Genomic DNA, 19362 nt, shown 5'->3' with positions numbered 1-19362 from the left:
GCGATCCATCGGCGGGGAGTACGGGCCTTTTTGTGTTTCAGGGCGCTGCGATCAGTTGGAGTGCGCCCGGCGTTCCTCACGGTCCCGAAGGAGCATCTCCAAGACCTTGTCGCGTTCTTCCGGTGGCATCTCCTGCAGGAGCAGGATCGCTGCCTCCGCCCCGTCGTGGTACGGGAACTCCTTCAGCGCGGTACGACCTTCCTGGCCCGCGCCAGCGTCCGTGTCCCGCTGCTCCGGGATGGTCTCCTCGGGCGCGCCATGCCTGTTGGTGGCGACCGGCGGTGCACCCTGCGCATTGACCGTTACCGCGCCGTTATTTTTCACGCCGTGAAAATCTGTGGTCTTAGCGACCGGTGTGTGCCGGGTTCGTGACCTGCGCTGTGACGCCTCGGCTCGCTCGTTCGCCTTGGCCTTCTGAGCTTCCGGCGGCAGCTTGCTCAGGTTGCGGACGTGCTCGGTCTTCCGCTCCCCTGTCATCAGGTCTTTCTGCAACTCAGGGGACAGTTTCAGAAGCGACAGCTTGCTTGAGAGCGTAGAAGCAGACATGGACAGCCGTTTGCATGCCTTCGTCTGTGAGCCTCCGTAGTAATCGACCAGTTGCTTCAGCGCATGGGCTTCCTCGAGGTCTGTCATGCCCTCGCGGTGGTAGTTCGCGATGAACGCGGACTCCAGCAGCTTCTCGTCAGTGCTCAGCCGTGCGTCGTCCACCCGTACGGGGATGGTGGCCAGGCCGACCTGGCGTGCAGCTTCCAGACGCCGGTGGCCGTCGATGACCACGTACTGGGAACCAGAAGCCAGATCATCGGTGCGGTCAGGTCGGCTGCGGACATATGCGTCGACAGTGCCCACCACAATCGGCAGGATGACACCGACCTCGCGTACCGACTCAACGGTGTTTTCCAGGTTGCGGAGATGATTGCGCGGGTTGTCCGGGTTGTCGCTGATCGCCGGGACCGGTAGGTCGGTCAGGGCCGAAGTGTCGGCCGGATCACCGCTGCGGATGGTCCGGTCGATGGCGGTCCGGCGGGCGCTGCGCTCGGACGTGCCCCGGAACGAAGCACCACGTCCCAGCTGATCCTTCTTGCTCACTTACCGGCTCCTGCCACGATCAGCCGCATGACGTTGGCCTGCTTGCTCTCCGGCACGTAGGACAACAGCGGTCTCTTGAGCCGGACGCTCTCGCGCTGCTCCTTGAGATCGTCCACCACGGCGATTACGTTCTGGTCCTCCACGTTGTGCCATTCCTCAAGCGACGACGTGGCGATGTAGCCGCGACGGCTGTCGAAGAGGTTCACCACGATGCCAAGTCGGTCGATCTCAAGATGCAGGTCGGCCTCCAGGTCACCGATCTGGTCGACGAGCATCTCGTAGGCGTCGGCGGAACTGTCCTCGGACTGCACGGGGATAAGCACCCCGGAACGTCCCACCTTCTCGTTCGGTCGCCTGCGCCCGTAGTAGAGGCCGGCGTCCATGCTGAGTCCGAGGCTGGGCGGAGAGTCGATGACGATGACGTCATAGTCGGCCTCAAGCGGGTGCAGGGCACGCTCGAGCGCTGACTCCTTCTGGAATCCCCGGGACTGAGCAGCCGTGAGCGCCAGCTTAGAGTCGAGCAGAAAACCCTCCCGGGTGCCCGGCAGGACGTGAAGCCGGCCTGCGAATCGGGGATCGTCGATAGTGACGACCAGATCCCTGATGTCTCCCTTGGGATCTCCGGTCATGTGCGTGACCAGACTGTCTTCCCCCACGGCAATGGGTGGGATGCCGAGCTGGTTGCTGAGGTGCAGCTGTGGGTCGTAGTCGACGAGGAGGACTCGCTGACCGCCCGCCATGTAGTCGGCGATGACCGCCAGAAGCTGCTCGCGAGTGCGGTTCAGCCGCTCAAGCTCGGTTTCGGTGAGAGCGCCCACGAAATTCTGGAGGCATTTGGCTCCGATACCTGCGGTCTCGGCGTGAGCCTCTGCGATGCCTGCGGAGATCGTGGTCTTGCCGACACCGCCCTTCTGATTGCACACGATGATCCGGCGCGGGGCGGTGGGAAGGCCGACCTGCTTAGGGGACGGGTTGTCCTCCAGCCAGGCCCGGATGCTCTGCGCGAGGCCCTGGATGAACGACAGATCGCGTTCGGTACAGGTCCCCTTGAAGTCGTCGTACAAGCCGGTCGGCAGCCACGTGGAGAACGACCTTGCGCCTGTGGTGTCTACCTCGGGGACGGGACTGCTACCGCTGCGCCAGTTGATGATGGCCGTGGTGGCGGCGTCCTGAATGTCCAAGCCGAGTTCGGCACAGCGGATCTTGAGTTCTTGCTGGAGGGCCGGAGGGAGCTTGGACGCCACCTTTTCCCGGTCCCCGTCAGGGTATGGAGAGGCCATGACGTCACCATACTGACTCTGCCGCGAACGGCGACGTCCGGTCTGTGAACTTTGACGCTGCTTCACTCGATCGATGTGCCCGATCTCGCCGTAGGTGAGCCAGTCCCGCTAGACCCGAGCCATCTGCCCTTGATGGCCCAGGTTGACTGAGACGCCGCAGGTCGGCGGCTCACCGCTTCGGGCGGATCCGCCCGAAGCGGTTCAGGTTGAGCGGGACGGTACGCGCCTGGCTGTCCCGCTCAACCTGAGGCATGCAGCTCAGGGAGCCGGTGTGCCTCACCGCGGGTCAAGGGCTGGTGAGGATCGAGTGGGTGCCAATGCGGCGCCAGATGACGTGCGGGGCGCCTGGAACTATCGGCCGGCCGTAAGACCACGTGGCGCGGCCGTTGCCGTCCCAGGTGAGTTCGAAGACGCCGGGCGCGCGCCGTACGCCCTTCACGCGGAGGCCGGTGCGGAATGGGCCGCCAGTGCGGAGGTCGTCGACGAAGGCGTTGACGGCCTGGCGGAACGCGTGGCGCTGTACGGGCGTGAGCCGGTGGTGGTCGGTGGTGAAGCGGGGCAGGGCTTCGTACGTCGGCACGTCGGTCCTCCGGGAAACACGAAGCCCCCGGGGTTGCCGGGGGCGGTGGGTGTCTTGCTCGGGGTGAGGGGAGTCGGTGACGTGGTGCGGGGCGGGACGTCGTTGGTCGTTGTGTGGGGGAGTGGTACGTGGGTGTGCGCTCTTTGGCGGTGGAGTCGGTTGTCTGTCGTTTGTTGGTGTGTGTGAGGCGTAGGCGGTTGTCCGCTGCGCAGCATTTGCATGGGCCGTGAGGCGGGCGCGGGAGTGCGTTCGGTGCCCGCCGTACGGGAGCGGCCGTGAAGTTCCGGTGAACCCTCCCGCCCCACGGGATCGGGTCTTTTTCGCAGGTCAGAGCCGGTGTTCCCTGCCTGGATGCTCAGTGTTGCGAAGGTTCAAAGGCGGAACGCGTGGCGGTACTTCGTGCGTGGGGTGGCCTTCGGCGACGGCCGCCGTCCGGCCCGCCAGGCGCTGAAGGACGCTCAGGAGATGGCCGGGCTCCCGCCCGGGGTGTGGATGGGGCGGGGGCTCGCTGCTCTCGGTCTCACCGCGGGTTCGGTCGTGACGGAACGGCAGCTGGAGCTGATGTACGGCGAGCTCCGGCATCCGGACGCCGACCGCATGGAGCGCAAGCTCCTGGACGACGGCGCCAGCCCGGAGACGGCACGGCTGGCCACCGTCCTCGGGCAGCCGATCGAAGAGATCGAGCAGCGCGGGCAGACCCCACTGCTCGCTGTCGAGTTCGTCTTCCGGGCGCAGGCGTCCCTGATCGTGCTGTGGGCGCTGGGAGACGACCACACCCGGCAGGTCATCGAGCGGGCGCATGAGCGGGCCATCGCCACCGTGCTGCGCTGGCTGGAGGATGAGGTCGCGGAGACCCGGTGGTCCTCCGGCCGCCAGCGCGCCAAGGCCCCCGCCCTGGTCGTTGCCGCGTTCCGTCACTTCGACAACCGGGACGGATTCCCCCTGCTCCATGAGCACTGCCTGATCCTGAACCGCGTGCAGCGCCCGGACGGCTCCTGGTACGCGATAGACACGGTCCGCCTCTATCAGCACGTGGTGGCGGCCGGGACGCTGTACACGCTCGCCATGACCACCGAGGTGTGCGAGGAACTGGGGCTGGCGACCGTGCCGCGCGAGGTGACGCCGGGACTGCGCCCGGTCATGGAAATAGCCGGCGTGGACCAGGAACTCATCGACTGGTCCTCCACCCGCCGCCGACGGATCGAGGACGAACTGGAGGGCCTCACCGCCCGGTACGTCGCCAAGCACGGGCGGCTGCCCGACGAACGTGCCCGCCACGGACTCGGCTGGTGGGCGGCGCAGGAGACCCGCCCGGACAAGAAGACCCCGCGCCCCCTGGCGCAGCTGCTGGCGTGGTGGCGCGCGTCCGCGCTCCTACGCTTCGGCAAACAGATGGTCGAAGGGCTCCTGGAGCGGTGCCGGGCGGCCGGTGCGGCGATCCGGGCCCGGGTGAGCCCGCGGGTGGACACCGCGCTCGCCGCCGTCGACGTCGCCGCGATCGTCTTCACCGTGCGCCGCACCTTCGCCCGCCGCCACGTCCTGGCCGAAGCCCGCCGACACCTCCTGGAGACCCTGCGCGGCCGCGCATTCGAGCCCGGCCTGGACGACTCCATCGCCGACCTGGCCCTGACCCGCCACAGCCGTCAGCTCACCGTGCCCCAGAAGGGCCGGCGGGCCCCGTCGCCGGACCAGCTCTCCTACACGGCCGACTTCGCCTGGCCCATCCGGTGGTGGATCGCCGGGACCGACGGCATGCCACCCCGGGAGTCGAGCAGGTACGAGCGGGCCAGGGTCGCCAGCCTCGCCCTGCGGAACGCGATCCGCGCCGCCCGCACCGCACCCCCGGCGCGGGACGAAGCCCCCGCCGCGCCCGCATCGGCCACCGGGCACACCGACGACCACAACCAAAACCACGACCAGGAGGCGGCCGCGCCGCACGCCGTCGACCACCCGGGCCGGGACGCCGCCCTCACCCCGGCACAGCGGGCCGACGCGATCCAGGCCCACCAGCAAGCCGCGATGCCCGAGTTGCTGGAGGGCCGCACGACCGACCCACTGGAAGGCCGCACGACCGACTCGGAGACGTGGATGAGCTCGCCGACGTACCTCGCCCGGATCGCCGCCCTCAAGCTCGAGTCCGACGCCCGTGGCCGCGCCGTCGCCGAACAGCAGCGCAAGCACTCCGGGCAGCCCGAGCTGTCGGAGCAGCCTGCCGCGGACGCGGCCGGTCCCGCCGACCAGCAGCAGCACAGGCCCCGGCCCGACCAGGGCAGTGGGCCGGGCCGTGGCCGCTGAAGGGGATACCAACCGGCCAGGGCGTGGCCGATCTCCGCCTTCACCCGCGCGCCCTGGCGGCCCGGACTGAGAATCAGGGGCGTTGGCACCCGGCACGGGAGGAACCCTTGACCGACCTGCACGAACCGCTGGAACCGCTCGACAGTTACCCCGACGAACTGCCCCCGCCCCGCCGACGCGGCGACGTCAACCTGGTGGGCCTGCTCAGCGTCGCCGACGACCTCGCCCGGAGCCTGGCGGCGCTGAGGATCCGGGTACAGCCCTACGACCCGAAGACCTCGCTCGTCAGCCCCGAGAAGGCACGGGAGAACACGGCGAAGGAAGTCGACCGGCTCCTGGGCACGGCCGTCCACCTCCAGCGCCACGCGCACGCCGCGATGCTCGGACGGTGCGTGCTCGGCGCGGACTCCAAGGAGGACTGCTCCACCGAGGGCGCCAACCTCCAGCTCAACGTCTGGGACGACAAGACGCGTCGGGACATCGTCGAAGACGGCACCACTGGCTGCGTCGCCCACACCGTCGAAGCCGCCCGCCGGGTCATGGCCGACCCCGCCAGCCGCAAGATCCTGCTCGCTTTCGTCCGCGACGACGAAGGCACAGCCGTCTCCCGCGCTCTTGGACTCGGACCGGAGGACACCGCGCAGTTCTTCGACCGAGGCCTGACCCTGCGTCCCGAGCACCGCGTCTCCTGACCCCACCGCCCAGCACCGCCCGCATTGGAGCGCCACGTTGACCTTCGAGCCAGTCGACCTGAACCTGACCGACCCGACCACGGGCTACCTGCACTTCGTCCTCTACACCGAGGCCCGCCTTGGCGTCGCTTCGTCGTCGCTGAATGCCGAGCTGGACATCGAGGCGTCCCAGACCGTGACACCTCACTTTCAGGAGTGGCTGAGCAGGCTGGAGCGCTGCGAGCCGAACGCGATGCACTGCACGCTCGTGGAGCCGACGAAGATCCCGTCCCTGTTCCACCCGTGCGTCACGGAGGACAAGAACAGCCCGGCGGCCGTCTCCGGATCGGGCTGTACCTGCCGCCGGGCCTTCTACGACCCCGAGTTCGGGCTGCCCGTCGTCGGCGCGCACTTCAAGCACGTGGGCACCGGCGGCACGGACCAGTGGAGCTACAAGACCTACGCCCCGCTCGAACTGCGCCCCGACGACATCTTCAGCAGCTTCCACACAGGCCGCGGCCTGTTCTGGGCCCGGACCGACAAGGGCGATCTGTCGATCCTGCCGCAGAAGCACGCCCTCGGTTACAACATCGGCTACAACGGCGGCGGCCCGCACGCCCTGGCCGCCTACCTCACCCAGCTCGCCAGAAACGACGGAGGGACCACGCCCGCCGGCACCCCGTACGAGGACGCGCACCCGGCGATCGTCGCCTGGACGCAGAGCAAGGCCGCGGATCGCGGCACGAACGAGCTGACGCTGAGCGACCTCCAGGCCATGCTGGAGAGCTGACCGCCGCCACACCCCGGACGCCCCACGGACCAGACCGCCGTGGGGCGTCCGCGTGTCCGCCACCCAGCACGCCGGGCCGGCGGCGCGCTCCGCCTCACGGGACGGAGCGCGAAGTCACCGGAGCACCCGCCGGGACGCGGACGACGCGCACGCCCTGGAGGCGGCCGGGGAGGCGAAGGTGCGGGGACCGACCCCTTTGAGCGCGGAGGCCCGCATGGTTGACCCGATCCCGCCGCACATCTCACCGGAACGACTGGAGCGCCTGAAGCAGCTCGCCGACGCGTCCCGGCTGCGCGTGGCGCTGTACCCGGCACCGAAGCCGGCGCCGGTCCGGCGCCGTTCACGGCAGTACCCCGGTGGCCGGCCGAACTCGTGGAGCACCGCGCGCCCGCGCCGCCGCCACCGGTGAGTGCGGGACATCCCCGGCGCCCAGTGCGCGCACCCGATGTCGGCGGTGAACTTCATCGCGCGCACCGACGATGACGATGAACTTCATCGGGCGCACCGGTGCGCGCACCGACGATGCCGTTCACTCCCGGACGTGCGCACCGGTGCGCATCGTGGTGCGCCGCATGCCCGGCCACCGCACCGCGGCGCGCGCACGGGAGGCGATGAGTGCGCGCACCGGTGCGGTCAAGTGCGGCGCACCACCACCTCGGCACGCCGCACCCGCGCACCCGACCCGGCCGCTGCGCACCCGTCCGACCTGAGCACCGCGCCCGCCCTTCGGTGCCGCCCGCACACCAATTTCGTGTGACCTGCCGCACAATCGAGGATCGGTCAAGGTAGCGGACAAGGGGTCGTGTGATATAGGAACCCGGCTCGATCAGCCCCCTTCCTGGCGGCGGCATCACGCACCACCCGGACCGCGCCGCGCGCCACGACGCGGGCCGCTGAATGGCCGGTGCGCGCACCGACCGCACCACCGCACCGACGATGCACGCACCGACCCGCACCGCGATGCGCACCACTGCACCGACGATGCGCACCACTGATGCGGGAGTGAACGACACCGCGGTGAATGAACGGCCCTCGGTGCGTGCCATCGCATCCGATGCCCGGACGGTTCACTCCCGTCCGATGCACGACATCGGCCGGGAGTGAACGACATCGGGGGCGGGGGAGTGCACAGCATCCGATGTCCACCGCCGGGACCAGGCCGGTGCGTCGTTCCTTGACCAGGTTCGCTACGTGCGACATCTCGCCCGAACAGGACAGCGCCCGGGGCGGGAGAAATCTCCGTCCCCGTGCCCTGCCCCGGCGTACCGCTCCGCTCCGGCCGCTGCTGAGTTCGGGGGCCCGGCGCCTACTGCGCCCGGCCGGTCGCCCTACGGTGCGTGCCCCTCTCCTGTGGACAGAGGACCAGCTCCGCGACAGGCACACCGCCGTGACGTCGGTCACGGACAAACCCGTCCGGTCGACCAACAGTCCAGGTCAAATCGGACAGCTCGGGGCCGGGAACGTCAGGTCGCGGACAAGGGGGGCCTTCTCACGGTGGCTTCGGCCCGCACGTCCTTGTGCGTGCGGGCCGGACCTGTCACCGATCCGGCCCTCACCGGCCGGGGAGATCCGAGGACGAGATGACCACCGCCCCCGTTCCGCCGACCCAGCCGACCCAGCCGACGCCGCCGACCCCGGCGGACACCGCCGCGACAGCCGGCCCCGCGGCGAGCCACACGGCAAGCCACGCTGTAAGCCCCGTAGCTTTTGGCCGCCGTCTGACGGTTGTTGCTGATCAGACCCCTTGTCGAGCGGCCACGGCCGATTGCAACTCCTCTATCTCCTCTATTAATAACTTCAAGGAGATAGCGTCCCGGCCGCAGAAGCCCGCCGCCCGGGCCGGAGCCGAGATCCGGGGCGACGTCCTCCTGGCGCTCGCCCAGCTGCGCCTGGCCACGCCCCACCAGCTCAAGGCCCTGCTGCTGCCGGACCATCAGGGCACCGACTACGTACGCCGCGCGCTGCGCAACCTGCACGCGGACTCTCTGGTCGGCCGGACCAACCGTGCCCAGCAGAGCTACTGGTACTGCACCCCCGCAGGCCTGGCCGAAGCGGCCGCATCCGGGCAGCTCCCGCCGAAGGCCGGACGGACCACCGGGCGGCGCGCGGCCGCGAAGACGGGCCTGCGCGAGCACGGCCTCGCCCTGGTCGACACCGTCGTCGCCTTCCACCAGGCGAAGGCGGCCGACCACACGGACTGGCGCCTCGAAGCCGCCCACCCCACCCCGGCCGGCTCCCTGGTCCCCGACGCTGTCGTCCTCCTGTGGAACGGCCTCAGCGCGTTCGTGGAGATCGACCGCACCATGTCGTACGCCCGGCTGGTCGCCAAGCTGGAGCGCTACGACGCCTACCGCAGCGCCCCGGCGACCGGACGCGGCAACGCCGCCCGTCTCCCGCGTGCCCACTGGCAGGAGACGTACAGTCCGTACCTCGAGGAGCGGGGCTTCCCGCCGCTGCTGTTCGTGTTCGCTCCCGCCCCGCGCCGCGCGGCCCCGGCCACCCGGGAAGCGGTCTTCCACCAGCGTGTCCAGCACGTCCACGGGTTGAACTACCGGATCATCGTGGCGACCACGACGCTGGCGCAGCTGACCCAGCACGGCCCCGTTGAGCCGGTGTGGCGAGTGGCCGGCCGCGGCGAGGGAGAGGAACGCCGCTCTCTGGCCGCTTTGCCGAAGGCACGGTGAGCACGGCGGGTCCGGCCCGGCCTGGGTGAACTCGGGCGCGGGCCGGACCCGCTGCCCCGCGGGGTGCTGTCAGTGGCGGCTGCGACGCTCGGGGGATGAACGGAGACGAGCAACTGCTGAACCGCCGTGTCTACGGCGCGGACCACGACGCCCCCAACCCCGGCCCGCTCCCGCACCGGACCTACGCCGAACTGGTCGGCGGGCCGCTGGACGGCCTGCTGCTGGACATCCACGGATGGCGGCCCGTGGAAGTCGACGACGGGGTGGCCCTGTCGACCGAGCTCGGGCGCTTCCCCGAGGGCCGTGTCCTGTACGACCCGCACCCCGGCGAACCCCGCACACCCGGCCCGGGTGTGAGCTGCCGTTTCTACTTCACCGGCGACACACCCTGACCGTCACCCGACCACGAGCCCGACCCGGCCCGGACCACGGCCCTGGGTGCCCCGGCCACAGGCCCGACCACGGCCGGTCAGCGGGCGTCACATCGCTACGCGCCCTCCGGGGCGGGAAGCTGGATTCCCCTGGTGCGCGAGACCCAGTGGATGCGCTGCCGTGACGGCAGCAGGCTGTAGTCCAGGGTGCGCAGCCCCGATCCCTCGGTCAGGTGCCACGGCGCGATCCTCCACAGGCCCTCCCGGTCGGGGACCGGCTCGACCGGGCAGCCGGTCAGCACCAGTTCCCAGCGATCCGTGCTCCCGTTGTCGCGGTCGTCCTCCGCCGTCACCGTGCCGAGCACCTTGTGTGGCAGCTCCTGCCCGGCCTGCTTCGCCGTGAAGTTCTCCGAGAGTTCCTTGATGGTGAATTCGCGCTGCAGGTAGACCTCGCGGCTTGTCTCGCCGGGTTCCAGGAGGATGACGCCGGCGGCAGTGGGCCGCCTGTCCTCATCGGCCACGACCAGGTCGCCGTCGAACCGTGCCTGCACGCGCCGGTCGCTGAGGTTCTCCAGGACCAGGACCTGCTGCAGAACGAGACGGTTGGATCCCTCCTGCTCCGCGGGGAAGTGCCAGGTGTGCCCCTGCGGCCAGGGATTGCACGGCATTCCGCTGCTGTTCCACGCCTGCGGATCCCACGGCGGGGGAGTGAGCTGGAGGGTGACTGCCGGGGCTTGGGAGTCGAGCCGGCTGCGGATGGCGTCGGCGGTCATGAGCTGGCTGACCTTCAGTGCTCCGTACGTGAGGTATCCCTGCCACGCGACGACGCCGAAGGCCAGGGTGGTGCTGATCGCGCCGAGGGCGTCCCAGAAGGTTTCTGACATGGCGGAGATTGTGGCCTCACCCGTACGGCCGCGCGCCAGCGGCTCCTGCCGGAGCTGCCGACCCCGGCCACGGCACGTAAGCGTGCTCTTCACCCCCGGCCGTCACCGGCTACGGCCTGCCCTCGGTCAGATGGCTGGCGGTGTTCTCGATCCACAGCAGCGTCCACTCGACTCCGGCCTGCCATCCGGGCTGCGCGTCGTTGTACCGGCCTTCGGCGTCGGCCCGGATGCTGGCCGCGAGGGTGCGCAGGTCCTTCTGCAGTCCCTGCCGCCGGGCCGTGTCCATGGCCTTGCGCATCTCGTCGGTGATGTCACCGGGTCGGAGCTCGCTCATCGCCCCACCTTGGACGACGGCCCCCGCTGATGGCCATACCGTGAGGTCACCGACCTGGTCGCTGCCTGGCCGAAAGTCCTGGCCAGCCGGTGATTGCTCATGGCAGGCTCTGCCCTCCCAGGCAGGAAGGGAAGTACGGCGATGCAGGGTTTTGCGAAGACGGAAGGCGAGCTGTGCCCGGACTGCAAGGCGGGGCCCGGCCCTGAGAACACCTGTGTCGGGGTCGGACTGCCCATCCAGATGTGGCACACGCCAGACTGCCCGACGTGGACCATCATGCAGATCAACATTGAGGCGGGCTCCCGGCGGATCAAGGAACAGGACGCGTGGGCCAAGGGCGTGTTCCCGGCCGCTCACGAGAGGCTGAAGGAGGCCGCTGCCTCCCTGCCGCCGGGCACCGCTGCCCAGCCCTTCGTCGACGCCTTGACCGAGCTTGCCCAGGCGCAGGCCGACACCACCGGGTTCGTTGTCCTGCACAAGTGGGCGGAGATCCTGGAGCGGCACTTTCCGCCGGGGCTCCCCGACCCCGACCACACCGCCGGCTAGGCACCCGCAGAGGCCGACCATGGCGGCGGGCACCCCGGCCACGGCCCCGACCACGGCAGGTCAGCGTGCTCGCGCACCGCGTCGGCCGCCCGCGCTCCCGGCGGTCCTCGAGGAAGCCTTCGGGGAGGGCGCCTCGGAAGCGTCCGTCTCGCCACGCGCCGCCCGGGCCTTGCTGACGGACTCCTGCAGCGCGGCCATCAGGTCCACCGGCTGCCCCGACACGGACACCAGCGCCGGGGCCTGCGGCGGCGGGCGGTCTTCCCTCTTGGCCTCGATCACCGAGTGCAGGGCCTCGGTGTACCCGTCGGTGAACTCCGGGCCGGTGAGGTCGCCGCGGGCCATGGCCTCGATCAGCGCAACGGCTTCGTCGATCTCGTCTTCCTCCAGATGGACCGGCGGCGGGACCACGGCGGCGGGGTCACGGATTTCGTCCGGCCACAGAAGACCGTGCAACGCGATCACGTCCCCGCGGACCCGCAGCAGACCGAGCCGCTCACGGCCATGCCACGCATACCGCGCGACTGCGACCCGCGAAGCCCGCTCCAGGGCACGGCGAAGCACCAGGTACGGCTTCGCCGCGACGGCCCCCTGAGGCTGGAGGTAGTACCCGGCACCGATGCGCAGCGGATCGACGGCGGCGGCCGGGATGAACGCGATCAGTTCGATGGCGCGCGCCGTGGGCAGCGGCAGGTCCCGCAGCTCTTCGTCCGTGACCGGGATGACCCGGCCGTCCGGCAGCTCGAAGCCGCGCCCTATCTCGCCGAAGCTGACCTCACGGTCCTCCTGCTCGCACCAGTAGCGGTTGCGCACCAGAGCGTTGTCGCAGGTGTGGATCCTCCGGAAGCGCACGCTGTGGTCCTCGGTCGCGCTCAGGACAGTGATCGGCACGCTGATGAGCCCGAACGACACGAAGCCGTTGAAGATACTCGCGGGGCATGGCACACCTCCAGGACCTCGAGCACTACCAGCCTAGGAGTCCCGCCGCGGCCCGGCACGAGCACGCCCTGGCGCCTGCCACGGGCCTACGTGTCAGGGGGTCTGGTGCAGGTCCAGGAAGAACCGCAGCCGCACGCCGGGCTCGTCAGGCTCCCGGGTCGTACGGTCCGCCGGCGCTACCGCGCACCGCCCGGCGAGTAGCTCCTGGATGGCGAACGCGGTCTTGTCATCGGCGGCCGCGACCTCCACCACAGCCAGGCCCGGCGCGGCCACGTGCGCGTCATTGATCTGCCTCACGTACAGCACGACGTGCCGACACCCGCGGAAGTTCTCCAGGCGCGGTGCCTTCACCCGACCGGGTACATGAGCGAACCGCGGTAGACGCGCGTGCTGACGCAGCGCCCGCCTGAGCCCCGCCGCTCCACAACCGGCGCCAGGCGCCGGGCGGGGCCGCCGCGCCGGGCCGACGACGGTGCGACGGCCAGGAGCCACGGCCCTGATCCGGGTTTCAGCGTCTACTCGTTCGGCTCCAGGAGCTGCCACTCGTGGGCCTTCCAGGCACCTCGGTAGTCACCGCCCGTCGGCAGGTCGACCACCGGCACCACGTGGTCGGCGTAGACGATGAAGGCCGCCACCGGACGTGCGGAGTCCCGGACCGGCCCCTGCTTGGCCTTGGACACCCGCCAGCCGTTGCCCGGTATTACTCCCAGCGGCTGTACATCCGGGAGTTGTTCAATCTCCCGGAACCCGTCCTGCTCCGCTGCCGGCACCATGCGGCCGGACTTCTCGTCCAGCAGCACCATCGCGGCGCCGTCCGACTCCCGCCATCCCACGACCGGCCGACTGATCACGTCGTCCTTCTCGGCATCCGGCGCGGGGTCCTTGAACCAGGCTGTGAAACGCAGATGTGAGTGCATCTCGCCATCCTCGTAGTGATCACCGTTCCCTGTCCGCCGTACGGAGATCACGGCCTCATCCGGGGGGAAGCCGTGAGAGCCGCTGGGATCAGTCCGGCGACTGCGCCCGGAAGCACCTGGTGCAAGTCCCTGCCGCACTACGCCTGTTCGACGGCCGCCGGTAGCGTGACGATCACAGACCTGCCGTGGATGAGGGGGAGTTCGTGGCTGCGCACATAGGGGACTTCTATGCCCGGGTGGAGAGCCGTCGGCACGCCTGGCCTGCGGGCCGGGATGACCTGCACTGGCATCTGCTCCATGACGCGGCCCTGGTGGAGGAACACCTTGTGGCCCCGTACCGGGAGCTGAGCCACCGCCCGGGCCTCGCGCCGGTTCCTGCCCCCTGGATCCACACCACGGTCATGCACGGCGGTCCGGTCGACCAGTACACGAACGCGGAGCTCACCACGATCGTCGACCGGGTCGGCGAGGCCTGCGCCGCGATCGAGCCGTTCGACCTGATTTACGACCGTCCCTCGGTCGGCACGGTCGCGGTGGAGTGCCCGGCGCGGCCCGGCGCACCGGCCCGCCGCCTGTGGGAGCTGACCACCGCCGTCGACGCCGGCGTCACCGGCGGCCGTTTCCCGAAGATTCCGGCCGGGGCCTACTATCCCCACGTCTCGCTCGCGTACGGGGTCGGCGGCCTCGAGCGGGCCGACCGCCGGGCGATGAAGGCGTGGCTGTCCGACCACCCCGGCGGCCCGGTCGTGCTGCGGGCCACCCACCTGTCGCTGGTCGCCCAGCGCCACGACCGCCGGCACATCACCTGGAGCCCGATCGCCGTCGTCCCGCTGGCTCAGGCCGCCACCGTCACCGCGGCGGCCTGAGCCAGAGGACAGACCCGCCCCGTGCGACTGCGGGCCAGGCGACGCCGCGCCCGCCGAACGCCTCGCCCGCTCACCGGCGTTGGTGAGAAACTCCAGCGAAGAACCCACGACCACGGCCGTTGAACAGGGGGCGCGACGCAGTGAGCAGCAGCGAGACGACCATGAAGGTGCCCGCCCACGCCGAGCGGTACCTCGCCCGGACCGGCCGCCACCCCTACACCGACTGCTGGCCGTGGGCCGAAGCCGCCCTGGCCTGGTCCCGGGCGAACGAGCAGAACCTCGGATGGAGCCTGCGCAACGCCTGCCTGGACGACGGCGACATCGAGCACGTCCCGGCCGCCGTCGCCGAGACGCTGCGCCTGAGCATGGTCCGCCACAACCGGCTGCCGGCAGACCTGGCCGTGGAAACCGCCCGCAACGAGCTGGGCTACTGGGCGGAGCCCTGGGCGACGAACGCGAGTTGTCCGGAGCCGGGAACGCCCGGATGGCCCGAGCCCACCGGCCCGTACGCCGACCGTTGGCGGGCGGCGTTTCTGTCCGGCGATCCCAGGCGCACCCGCCGACTGGCTACGGCGGCGGATCACGTGCTGCTCGGTCTGCTGTTCCACACCGCGAAAGCCATGGACCGGGGCACCGCCCTCCGGTACCGCACCAACACCTACAACTCCAGCTACACCGCCGTCGCCGACACCGCGCCCATCATCGGCATCACGACGCCGGTCACGGTCAGGGACCCGCTCGCCTACCAGGGCATCGACGGCCTGACGGCCGTGCCCGAGGCAGCCTGACCCAGAGGCGAACGCACCTGCGGTACCCGTTCCCCGGATGACGAGGACGGCGGTGGGGCAGACTGCGGCCATGGCCTATGACCCCCATGCCGTCCTCCCCGGCTTCGCCGACACCTACCGGGCCGCCCACGACGGCACTGATGCCTACAGCGACGCGTGGCCCTGGGCGGAAGCGATCGTCCGCTGGCACCAGGAGCAGGACCCTCCCGTGCTGGCCGACCGCGGCTTTCTGCTCGCGGGCGACCAGCAGGCCCGCGACCACCTGGTCGCCGCGGTCGCGGAATCCCTCCGGCTCACGATGGGATGGACCGGCGCCGCGATCGGCGACCTGGACCTGGACGCGCTCGCCTCCGAGCTGCGCAACCTGATCGAGGACGAAGACGAGAACGGGGACAGGCTCACGCCCGGCACCACCGGGTGGCCGGCCCCCACCGGACCGTACGCCGACCGCTGGCACGCCCTGATGCGCGTGCTCGACAGCGACCCGGAGCAGTGGGCCCGGGTACGCCGCTCGGTGTACCGCGCGTTCACCAGCCTGCTGTGGCACGCACGCCACTCGCCGCACCTCGCCGAAGGCTCGTACAGCACGGTGCAGGACTACCGGCTGCGGCAGGCACCGGGACGCAGGGGCGACTACCGCTCCCTGGCCGAAGTCGCCCCCTCCCTCGGGATGTCGCCCGTGCCCGTCCGCGATCCCCGCTGGTACCAGGGATACGGCCTCGTCACGGTGGCCGAAGCCAGCTGAACAAGCGGCCTGCCGCGCCCGCGCCGCCTGGGATACTCGCCGACATGACTGCCCTGCCGCCGCGTACGACGTGGGAGTACAGCCTGTCGGCTGCTGAGGAACTGGTGACGTGGCACCTGGCGCACAGCCAGGAGCCACCCCCGGACGGACGGGAGACGACGGTGCTCCTGGCGGCCGCCGTCCACGCGCTGGCGGCCGGTGCCGGTCTGAGCGGCCCGCAGGTCGCCTCCCTGCTCCTGGCCGCCCCCGCCGGTCAGGACAGCGTCCTCAACACGCTTCAGGGCCACGTCCTCTCCGCCCTGCAGGACTCTCCCGCCGACGCGCTCGGCAGCAGTGAGCGCGAGCAGCTGCTCGCCGCGTACGGCACCGGCGAGTTCACCGCCGTGCAGGAAGCCGCGCAGCGCGTGCTCCACCACCACGTCCAGGACGCCGACGGCCACGGGCAGCCGCACCCGACGATCCGCGACCGCGCGCACTCGATGGCGGACGCGCGCCACCAGCAGCTGCTGAAGGACCTCGCGCGCGTTCAGGTCGAGCCGTGGTGACGCCGGCGCAGGAGGCGGCCGGGCGGATCGTCACGGCCCTGGGATGGTCCGGCTCCGTCCGCACCGTGCCGGACGGCGCTGAGGCCCGCATCGTTCATGCCCCGCAGGCCTGGTGGCTCGCGGTTGCCGTGCACCAGGACGCGGGCGCCGTACAGGTCCGCACCGGCACCATCGCTGAGGACGGCACCCACCGTTCCCCGCACGCCCGCAGCCTGCCCGTACCGGCTGAGGACACCGACGCCCTGGTCCTCGCCGTTAACGCCGTCCGTGAGGACCAGGACGGCACGACATCCTGGGGCCGCCAGCACCTCGAGGTCGCCGGAACCGTCTGGCTGGTGTTCGACGGCGGACTCAGCCGCCTGCCCCTGGTCTGTCGCCGCTGCCAAGCCCGCACCGGCCACCGGCTGACCGCCGACCCCGCGGCCGGCCTCGCCATCCTGCGGTGCACCGCAGGGCACATCACCTGCGACCCGCGGCTGTCTCCCGACGGCATCACGGAGGCCATCGGCCACCACAGCAGCCTCGCTCCCTCCGACATCGACGTGCGCGGCTTCAGCACCCGATAGCGCTGACCGCACCAGGCGGGCCGCCGTCCGCTCTCGACCCCTGCGCGGCACCTTCAGAGCCGGAGCGTCGTTGAGCAGACATGACTGCGGAACTGAAGGCCAGCGGGCCAGAGCAGGGACACCGAATTCCTCGGGACAGGCGTTCACACGAGCTGCTCGTGGCCGTGATCAAATCCATGGGCGGGGCCCTGGTCCTGGAGGCGGAACACCTGCTGACGACGTCGACCCGCGCCCCCGGCGGCGACCTCCTGGACGTGGTCTTCGACTCACACGCCGACGGGACCATCCGGCTCTCTCTCGCACCGCCGGCCGCTGAGACCCCGGCGGAACACAGTCCGGGCGAGCACACCCCCCTCCGCTTCAAGGACTGCGGCCACCTCACAGCCGAGACCTGCGACGACGACTGTGACGAGATCAATACCGCGACCGCGATGAGTCGTTGAGCCGGTATGACGATCGACGAGAGCCGCCTGCAGCAGCTTGTGGCCGCTGGAATGGCCGGGGACTTCGAGACCCTTGAGCGGCTCCGGAGCGAGGACGTGGTCGCGGGCCGGCTGCCCGATGTCATCGCGGCGCTGGGGGAGCGCATGGACGATCTGCGCTGGCAGATTCAGATGGGCGAGACGTTCGTTGAGGCAACCCGGCGTGACCTGGCCGCCGCGCGGCTCGATGTCCTGCGGCACGGCCGCAACATCGACGCCTTGCTGGAGGAAGGCTGATCGGACAGCCGCTCGCGAGCCCGCTCGACTGCGCGATGCCACCGTACTGACGACGACGGCGCGCACCCCGGGGCGGTCACCACAGGGGTGACTGGACACCGGATATCCGGGCTGAGGTGGGATGTGGCGCGGTCTGTTCAGCGGTCGGCGAGGCAGAGGGCCGGCGTTCTGCGATCAGCCGCTCTGCCAGCTCCGCTTCCATGCGGCGCCCGCCCTTGACGTAGGCGCGAGCGCGCTGGCGCGTCTCGTCAGGCCATGACACCACCGACATGAGGTGCTCGATGACGATGCTGGCGGCCGTGAACGGGTCAGCGAGCAACGGGACGGCGACGTCGCTGCGTCGGGTGAGCTGAAGCGGTTCTTCACGGACCCGTACGACCGTCCAGGCGGGCCGGTGGCGTTCTACGGCTTCCGCCTTGGATCGGTCACGCTCATCGGCGTCGCGGTGCCAGTACGAGCCGTCGAACTCCACCACGACGGCCCGGTCTCCTTCCGACGGGAAGAGCATGTCGAGACGGAACCGTGCCTGCGGGGTACGGAGCGGGTACTGCTGCTCCCCGTTCGTCAGAACGTGCTGCAGCTCCGCGAACAGCTCCGTCTCCTGTCTGGAGACGCTGGTCCGCTTTCGGCAGCGCGGACAGCCTTGCCTGCCCATGAACACGTGAGCGACCTGCGCCGACCATGGCTCGTGCCCGGCGGGGCACAACCACCAGGCCGGAGCGTTGGAACCGGCGGTCACCGCGGCGGGCGTCAGCGCACCGTTCAGGTGTGGGTGCCACAGGGCGGCGATCCCGGGGCCTTCGTGAGCGAGGTCCCGATAGCGCACACGGCCAGAACAGGCCGGGCATTTCGCCAGGCCGCGGACCCGGTGGAACACCTTGGCCCGGAAATCGCCGGCGCACACCGTGCATCTCCACCAGGCCACGCGGTGAGACCCAGCGGTGACAGCACCGGCGGTCAGGGTGTCGTTGCGTACAGGGTGCCACTCCGCTGCCAACTCCGGCCTCGCGTCCGGCAGAGCCGGGGCGCGCCGCTTCCCCGCACAGTCCGGGCACCCGGATCCGGTGATGGCGCGGTGGCTCACCTTGGCTTCCCACCGGTGACCCACAGGGCAGCGCCATCCCAGCCGGATGCGCGAGTTGACCAACAGCTCCGCCACATCAGCCGGGGCGGCATCGAGGTCCACCTGCGCGAACAGCTCCGGCATGTCAGCCAGGAGCCCGGCAGGTTCATCGCGGCCGGCCCGGGCGCAGTCCGGACAGCCGGTGCCGCGGCTGCGGTTGCATATCCGCGCCTGGTACTCGTGTCCGGCCGGGCAGAGCCACCAGACCTTGCGCTGGGACCCCGGCCCGACTTCATCCGGCGAGACGTCGTTGCGCTGGTGCCACTCAGTCACCAGGTGCGGGGCGCGCTCACTGAGCGAGGTCCGCCCTCGCGGTACGTACCCGGCGCACTGCGGGCAGCCGCTGCCCGCAACCCGGGAATGCACCTGCGCTTGCCAGACATGCCCGGCGTCACACAGCCAGAACGCCTCCTTGTGGGAGCCGGGGCCGATCCGCGACAGGTCCAGGTCGGCGTTCAGGTCCGGATGCCACTGAGCGGCGATGGCCGGGTGCTCGGTGACCAGGAAACGGGTGCGACGTGTCATGGGCACGCACGGTAAGCCGCGCCACTGACACGCCCTCACATTCGTTGTAGCTCTGTGCCACTGTCGACGCCGTTGCCCAACCGCCCTTGAGCACCGTCCAGTTATGGG

At 70.4% G+C, this 19362-nt stretch carries 24 protein-coding genes; 15 read left to right on the top strand and 9 right to left on the bottom strand.

Annotated elements, in window-relative coordinates:
* Positions 1 to 51: 51 nt before the first annotated feature.
* The 3 genes from C4B68_RS40180 to C4B68_RS40170 form a co-directional block, all read right to left on the bottom strand.
* The gene (locus tag C4B68_RS40180; RefSeq protein WP_099505210.1) at positions 52 to 1089 is read right to left on the bottom strand and encodes a ParB/RepB/Spo0J family partition protein; all 1038 of its coding nucleotides are present in this window, start codon (positions 1087 to 1089) and stop codon (positions 52 to 54) included.
* The gene (locus C4B68_RS40175) at positions 1086 to 2369 is read right to left on the bottom strand and encodes a ParA family protein (RefSeq protein ID WP_180289354.1); all 1284 of its coding nucleotides are present in this window, start codon (positions 2367 to 2369) and stop codon (positions 1086 to 1088) included. The genes C4B68_RS40180 and C4B68_RS40175 overlap by 4 nt, the downstream gene beginning before the upstream one ends.
* A gap of 286 nt (positions 2370 to 2655) precedes the next feature.
* Positions 2656 to 2949, bottom strand: a complete 294-nt coding sequence (locus tag C4B68_RS40170; RefSeq protein ID WP_099505212.1) for a hypothetical protein — start codon at positions 2947 to 2949, stop codon at positions 2656 to 2658.
* Positions 2950 to 3300: 351 nt separating this feature from the next.
* Between C4B68_RS40170 and mobF the strand changes: the two genes are divergently transcribed.
* From mobF to C4B68_RS40130, 7 genes are all read left to right on the top strand, one after another.
* Positions 3301 to 5244 carry a MobF family relaxase gene (gene mobF / locus C4B68_RS40165; protein ID WP_099505256.1) on the top strand — a complete coding sequence of 648 codons (1944 nt, stop codon included), beginning with the start codon at positions 3301 to 3303 and terminating at the stop codon, positions 5242 to 5244.
* A gap of 107 nt (positions 5245 to 5351) precedes the next feature.
* Entirely contained in the window at positions 5352 to 5936 is a 585-nt protein-coding gene (locus C4B68_RS40160; protein ID WP_099505213.1) for a hypothetical protein, read from the top strand.
* A 37-nt stretch (positions 5937 to 5973) separates the two neighbouring features.
* Entirely contained in the window at positions 5974 to 6705 is a 732-nt protein-coding gene (locus C4B68_RS40155) for a hypothetical protein (protein ID WP_240634785.1), read from the top strand.
* A gap of 52 nt (positions 6706 to 6757) precedes the next feature.
* Positions 6758 to 7114, top strand: a complete 357-nt coding sequence (locus C4B68_RS43970; protein WP_240634784.1) for a hypothetical protein — start codon at positions 6758 to 6760, stop codon at positions 7112 to 7114.
* 76 nt (positions 7115 to 7190) lie between these two features.
* A complete protein-coding gene (locus C4B68_RS40145; RefSeq protein WP_143674436.1) occupies positions 7191 to 7415 on the top strand; it encodes a hypothetical protein in 225 nt (74 codons plus the stop codon).
* A gap of 870 nt (positions 7416 to 8285) precedes the next feature.
* Positions 8286 to 9389 (top strand): replication-relaxation family protein, encoded by a 1104-nt coding sequence (locus C4B68_RS40135; protein ID WP_099505216.1) that lies wholly within the window; start codon positions 8286 to 8288, stop codon positions 9387 to 9389.
* Positions 9390 to 9484: 95 nt separating this feature from the next.
* Positions 9485 to 9781, top strand: a complete 297-nt coding sequence (locus C4B68_RS40130; RefSeq protein ID WP_099505217.1) for a hypothetical protein — start codon at positions 9485 to 9487, stop codon at positions 9779 to 9781.
* A 95-nt stretch (positions 9782 to 9876) separates the two neighbouring features.
* Here C4B68_RS40130 and C4B68_RS40125 read toward each other — a convergent pair whose 3' ends face one another.
* Positions 9877 to 10644: a hypothetical protein gene (locus C4B68_RS40125; RefSeq protein WP_099505218.1), complete on the bottom strand. Its 768-nt coding sequence runs from the start codon at positions 10642 to 10644 to the stop codon at positions 9877 to 9879.
* Between the two features lie 109 nt (positions 10645 to 10753).
* Positions 10754 to 10978, bottom strand: coding sequence for a hypothetical protein (locus C4B68_RS40120; RefSeq protein ID WP_099505219.1), 225 nt, complete (start codon positions 10976 to 10978; stop codon positions 10754 to 10756).
* Positions 10979 to 11119: 141 nt separating this feature from the next.
* Between C4B68_RS40120 and C4B68_RS42295 the strand changes: the two genes are divergently transcribed.
* Positions 11120 to 11524, top strand: a complete 405-nt coding sequence (locus C4B68_RS42295) for a hypothetical protein (RefSeq protein WP_167459351.1) — start codon at positions 11120 to 11122, stop codon at positions 11522 to 11524.
* Between the two features lie 60 nt (positions 11525 to 11584).
* On the opposite strand, the gene ku is transcribed toward C4B68_RS42295, so the two are convergent.
* From ku to C4B68_RS40100, 3 genes are all read right to left on the bottom strand, one after another.
* Positions 11585 to 12433, bottom strand: coding sequence for a non-homologous end joining protein Ku (gene ku, locus C4B68_RS40110; protein WP_240634783.1), 849 nt, complete (start codon positions 12431 to 12433; stop codon positions 11585 to 11587).
* 120 nt (positions 12434 to 12553) lie between these two features.
* Positions 12554 to 12757 carry a DUF6207 family protein gene (locus C4B68_RS40105; RefSeq protein WP_099505260.1) on the bottom strand — a complete coding sequence of 68 codons (204 nt, stop codon included), beginning with the start codon at positions 12755 to 12757 and terminating at the stop codon, positions 12554 to 12556.
* A 218-nt stretch (positions 12758 to 12975) separates the two neighbouring features.
* Complete coding sequence (locus C4B68_RS40100; RefSeq protein WP_143674437.1) at positions 12976 to 13377, bottom strand: hypothetical protein; 402 nt, start codon at positions 13375 to 13377, stop codon at positions 12976 to 12978.
* A 203-nt stretch (positions 13378 to 13580) separates the two neighbouring features.
* Between C4B68_RS40100 and C4B68_RS40095 the strand changes: the two genes are divergently transcribed.
* The 7 genes from C4B68_RS40095 (at position 13581) to C4B68_RS40065 (ending at position 17606) form a co-directional block, all read left to right on the top strand.
* Complete coding sequence (locus C4B68_RS40095; protein ID WP_099505261.1) at positions 13581 to 14243, top strand: 2'-5' RNA ligase family protein; 663 nt, start codon at positions 13581 to 13583, stop codon at positions 14241 to 14243.
* Between the two features lie 140 nt (positions 14244 to 14383).
* The gene (locus C4B68_RS40090; protein WP_099505221.1) at positions 14384 to 15031 is read left to right on the top strand and encodes a hypothetical protein; all 648 of its coding nucleotides are present in this window, start codon (positions 14384 to 14386) and stop codon (positions 15029 to 15031) included.
* Positions 15032 to 15101: 70 nt separating this feature from the next.
* Positions 15102 to 15776: a hypothetical protein gene (locus tag C4B68_RS40085; RefSeq protein WP_099505222.1), complete on the top strand. Its 675-nt coding sequence runs from the start codon at positions 15102 to 15104 to the stop codon at positions 15774 to 15776.
* Positions 15777 to 15820: 44 nt separating this feature from the next.
* Positions 15821 to 16321 (top strand): hypothetical protein, encoded by a 501-nt coding sequence (locus C4B68_RS40080; protein WP_099505223.1) that lies wholly within the window; start codon positions 15821 to 15823, stop codon positions 16319 to 16321.
* Entirely contained in the window at positions 16318 to 16887 is a 570-nt protein-coding gene (locus C4B68_RS40075; protein ID WP_143674438.1) for a hypothetical protein, read from the top strand. The genes C4B68_RS40080 and C4B68_RS40075 overlap by 4 nt, the downstream gene beginning before the upstream one ends.
* A gap of 158 nt (positions 16888 to 17045) precedes the next feature.
* Complete coding sequence (locus tag C4B68_RS40070; protein WP_099505225.1) at positions 17046 to 17330, top strand: hypothetical protein; 285 nt, start codon at positions 17046 to 17048, stop codon at positions 17328 to 17330.
* A 6-nt stretch (positions 17331 to 17336) separates the two neighbouring features.
* Entirely contained in the window at positions 17337 to 17606 is a 270-nt protein-coding gene (locus C4B68_RS40065; RefSeq protein ID WP_099505226.1) for a hypothetical protein, read from the top strand.
* A 76-nt stretch (positions 17607 to 17682) separates the two neighbouring features.
* Here C4B68_RS40065 and C4B68_RS40060 read toward each other — a convergent pair whose 3' ends face one another.
* On the bottom strand, positions 17683 to 19254 hold the full coding sequence (locus C4B68_RS40060) for a zinc-ribbon domain-containing protein (protein ID WP_104880078.1): 1572 nt from the start codon (positions 19252 to 19254) through the stop codon (positions 17683 to 17685).
* Positions 19255 to 19362 lie beyond the last annotated feature (108 nt).

This window comes from Streptomyces dengpaensis (assembly GCF_002946835.1).
GTDB classification, from domain to species: Bacteria; Actinomycetota; Actinomycetes; order Streptomycetales; family Streptomycetaceae; genus Streptomyces; species Streptomyces dengpaensis.
Note: the sequence above shows the minus strand (reverse complement) of the source record. Positions and strands in the feature narration are given on the sequence as shown.

What these genes read in the sequence shown, in the direction of transcription:
- C4B68_RS40085 (WP_099505222.1), top strand. Translation starts at nt 15,102, where the DNA reads ATGGCCTATGACCCCCATGCCGTCCTCCCCGGCTTCGCCGACACCTAC.
- C4B68_RS40080 (WP_099505223.1), top strand. Translation starts at nt 15,821, where the DNA reads ATGACTGCCCTGCCGCCGCGTACGACGTGGGAGTACAGCCTGTCGGCT.
- C4B68_RS40100 (WP_143674437.1), bottom strand. Translation starts at nt 13,377, where the DNA reads ATGCACTCACATCTGCGTTTCACAGCCTGGTTCAAGGACCCCGCGCCG.
- C4B68_RS42295 (WP_167459351.1), top strand. Translation starts at nt 11,120, where the DNA reads ATGCAGGGTTTTGCGAAGACGGAAGGCGAGCTGTGCCCGGACTGCAAG.
- C4B68_RS40120 (WP_099505219.1), bottom strand. Translation starts at nt 10,978, where the DNA reads ATGAGCGAGCTCCGACCCGGTGACATCACCGACGAGATGCGCAAGGCC.
- C4B68_RS40145 (WP_143674436.1), top strand. Translation starts at nt 7,191, where the DNA reads ATGAACTTCATCGGGCGCACCGGTGCGCGCACCGACGATGCCGTTCAC.
- C4B68_RS40065 (WP_099505226.1), top strand. Translation starts at nt 17,337, where the DNA reads ATGACGATCGACGAGAGCCGCCTGCAGCAGCTTGTGGCCGCTGGAATG.
- mobF (WP_099505256.1), top strand. Translation starts at nt 3,301, where the DNA reads ATGCTCAGTGTTGCGAAGGTTCAAAGGCGGAACGCGTGGCGGTACTTC.
- C4B68_RS40130 (WP_099505217.1), top strand. Translation starts at nt 9,485, where the DNA reads ATGAACGGAGACGAGCAACTGCTGAACCGCCGTGTCTACGGCGCGGAC.
- C4B68_RS40060 (WP_104880078.1), bottom strand. Translation starts at nt 19,254, where the DNA reads ATGACACGTCGCACCCGTTTCCTGGTCACCGAGCACCCGGCCATCGCC.
- C4B68_RS40175 (WP_180289354.1), bottom strand. Translation starts at nt 2,369, where the DNA reads ATGGCCTCTCCATACCCTGACGGGGACCGGGAAAAGGTGGCGTCCAAG.
- C4B68_RS40125 (WP_099505218.1), bottom strand. Translation starts at nt 10,644, where the DNA reads ATGTCAGAAACCTTCTGGGACGCCCTCGGCGCGATCAGCACCACCCTG.
- C4B68_RS40135 (WP_099505216.1), top strand. Translation starts at nt 8,286, where the DNA reads ATGACCACCGCCCCCGTTCCGCCGACCCAGCCGACCCAGCCGACGCCG.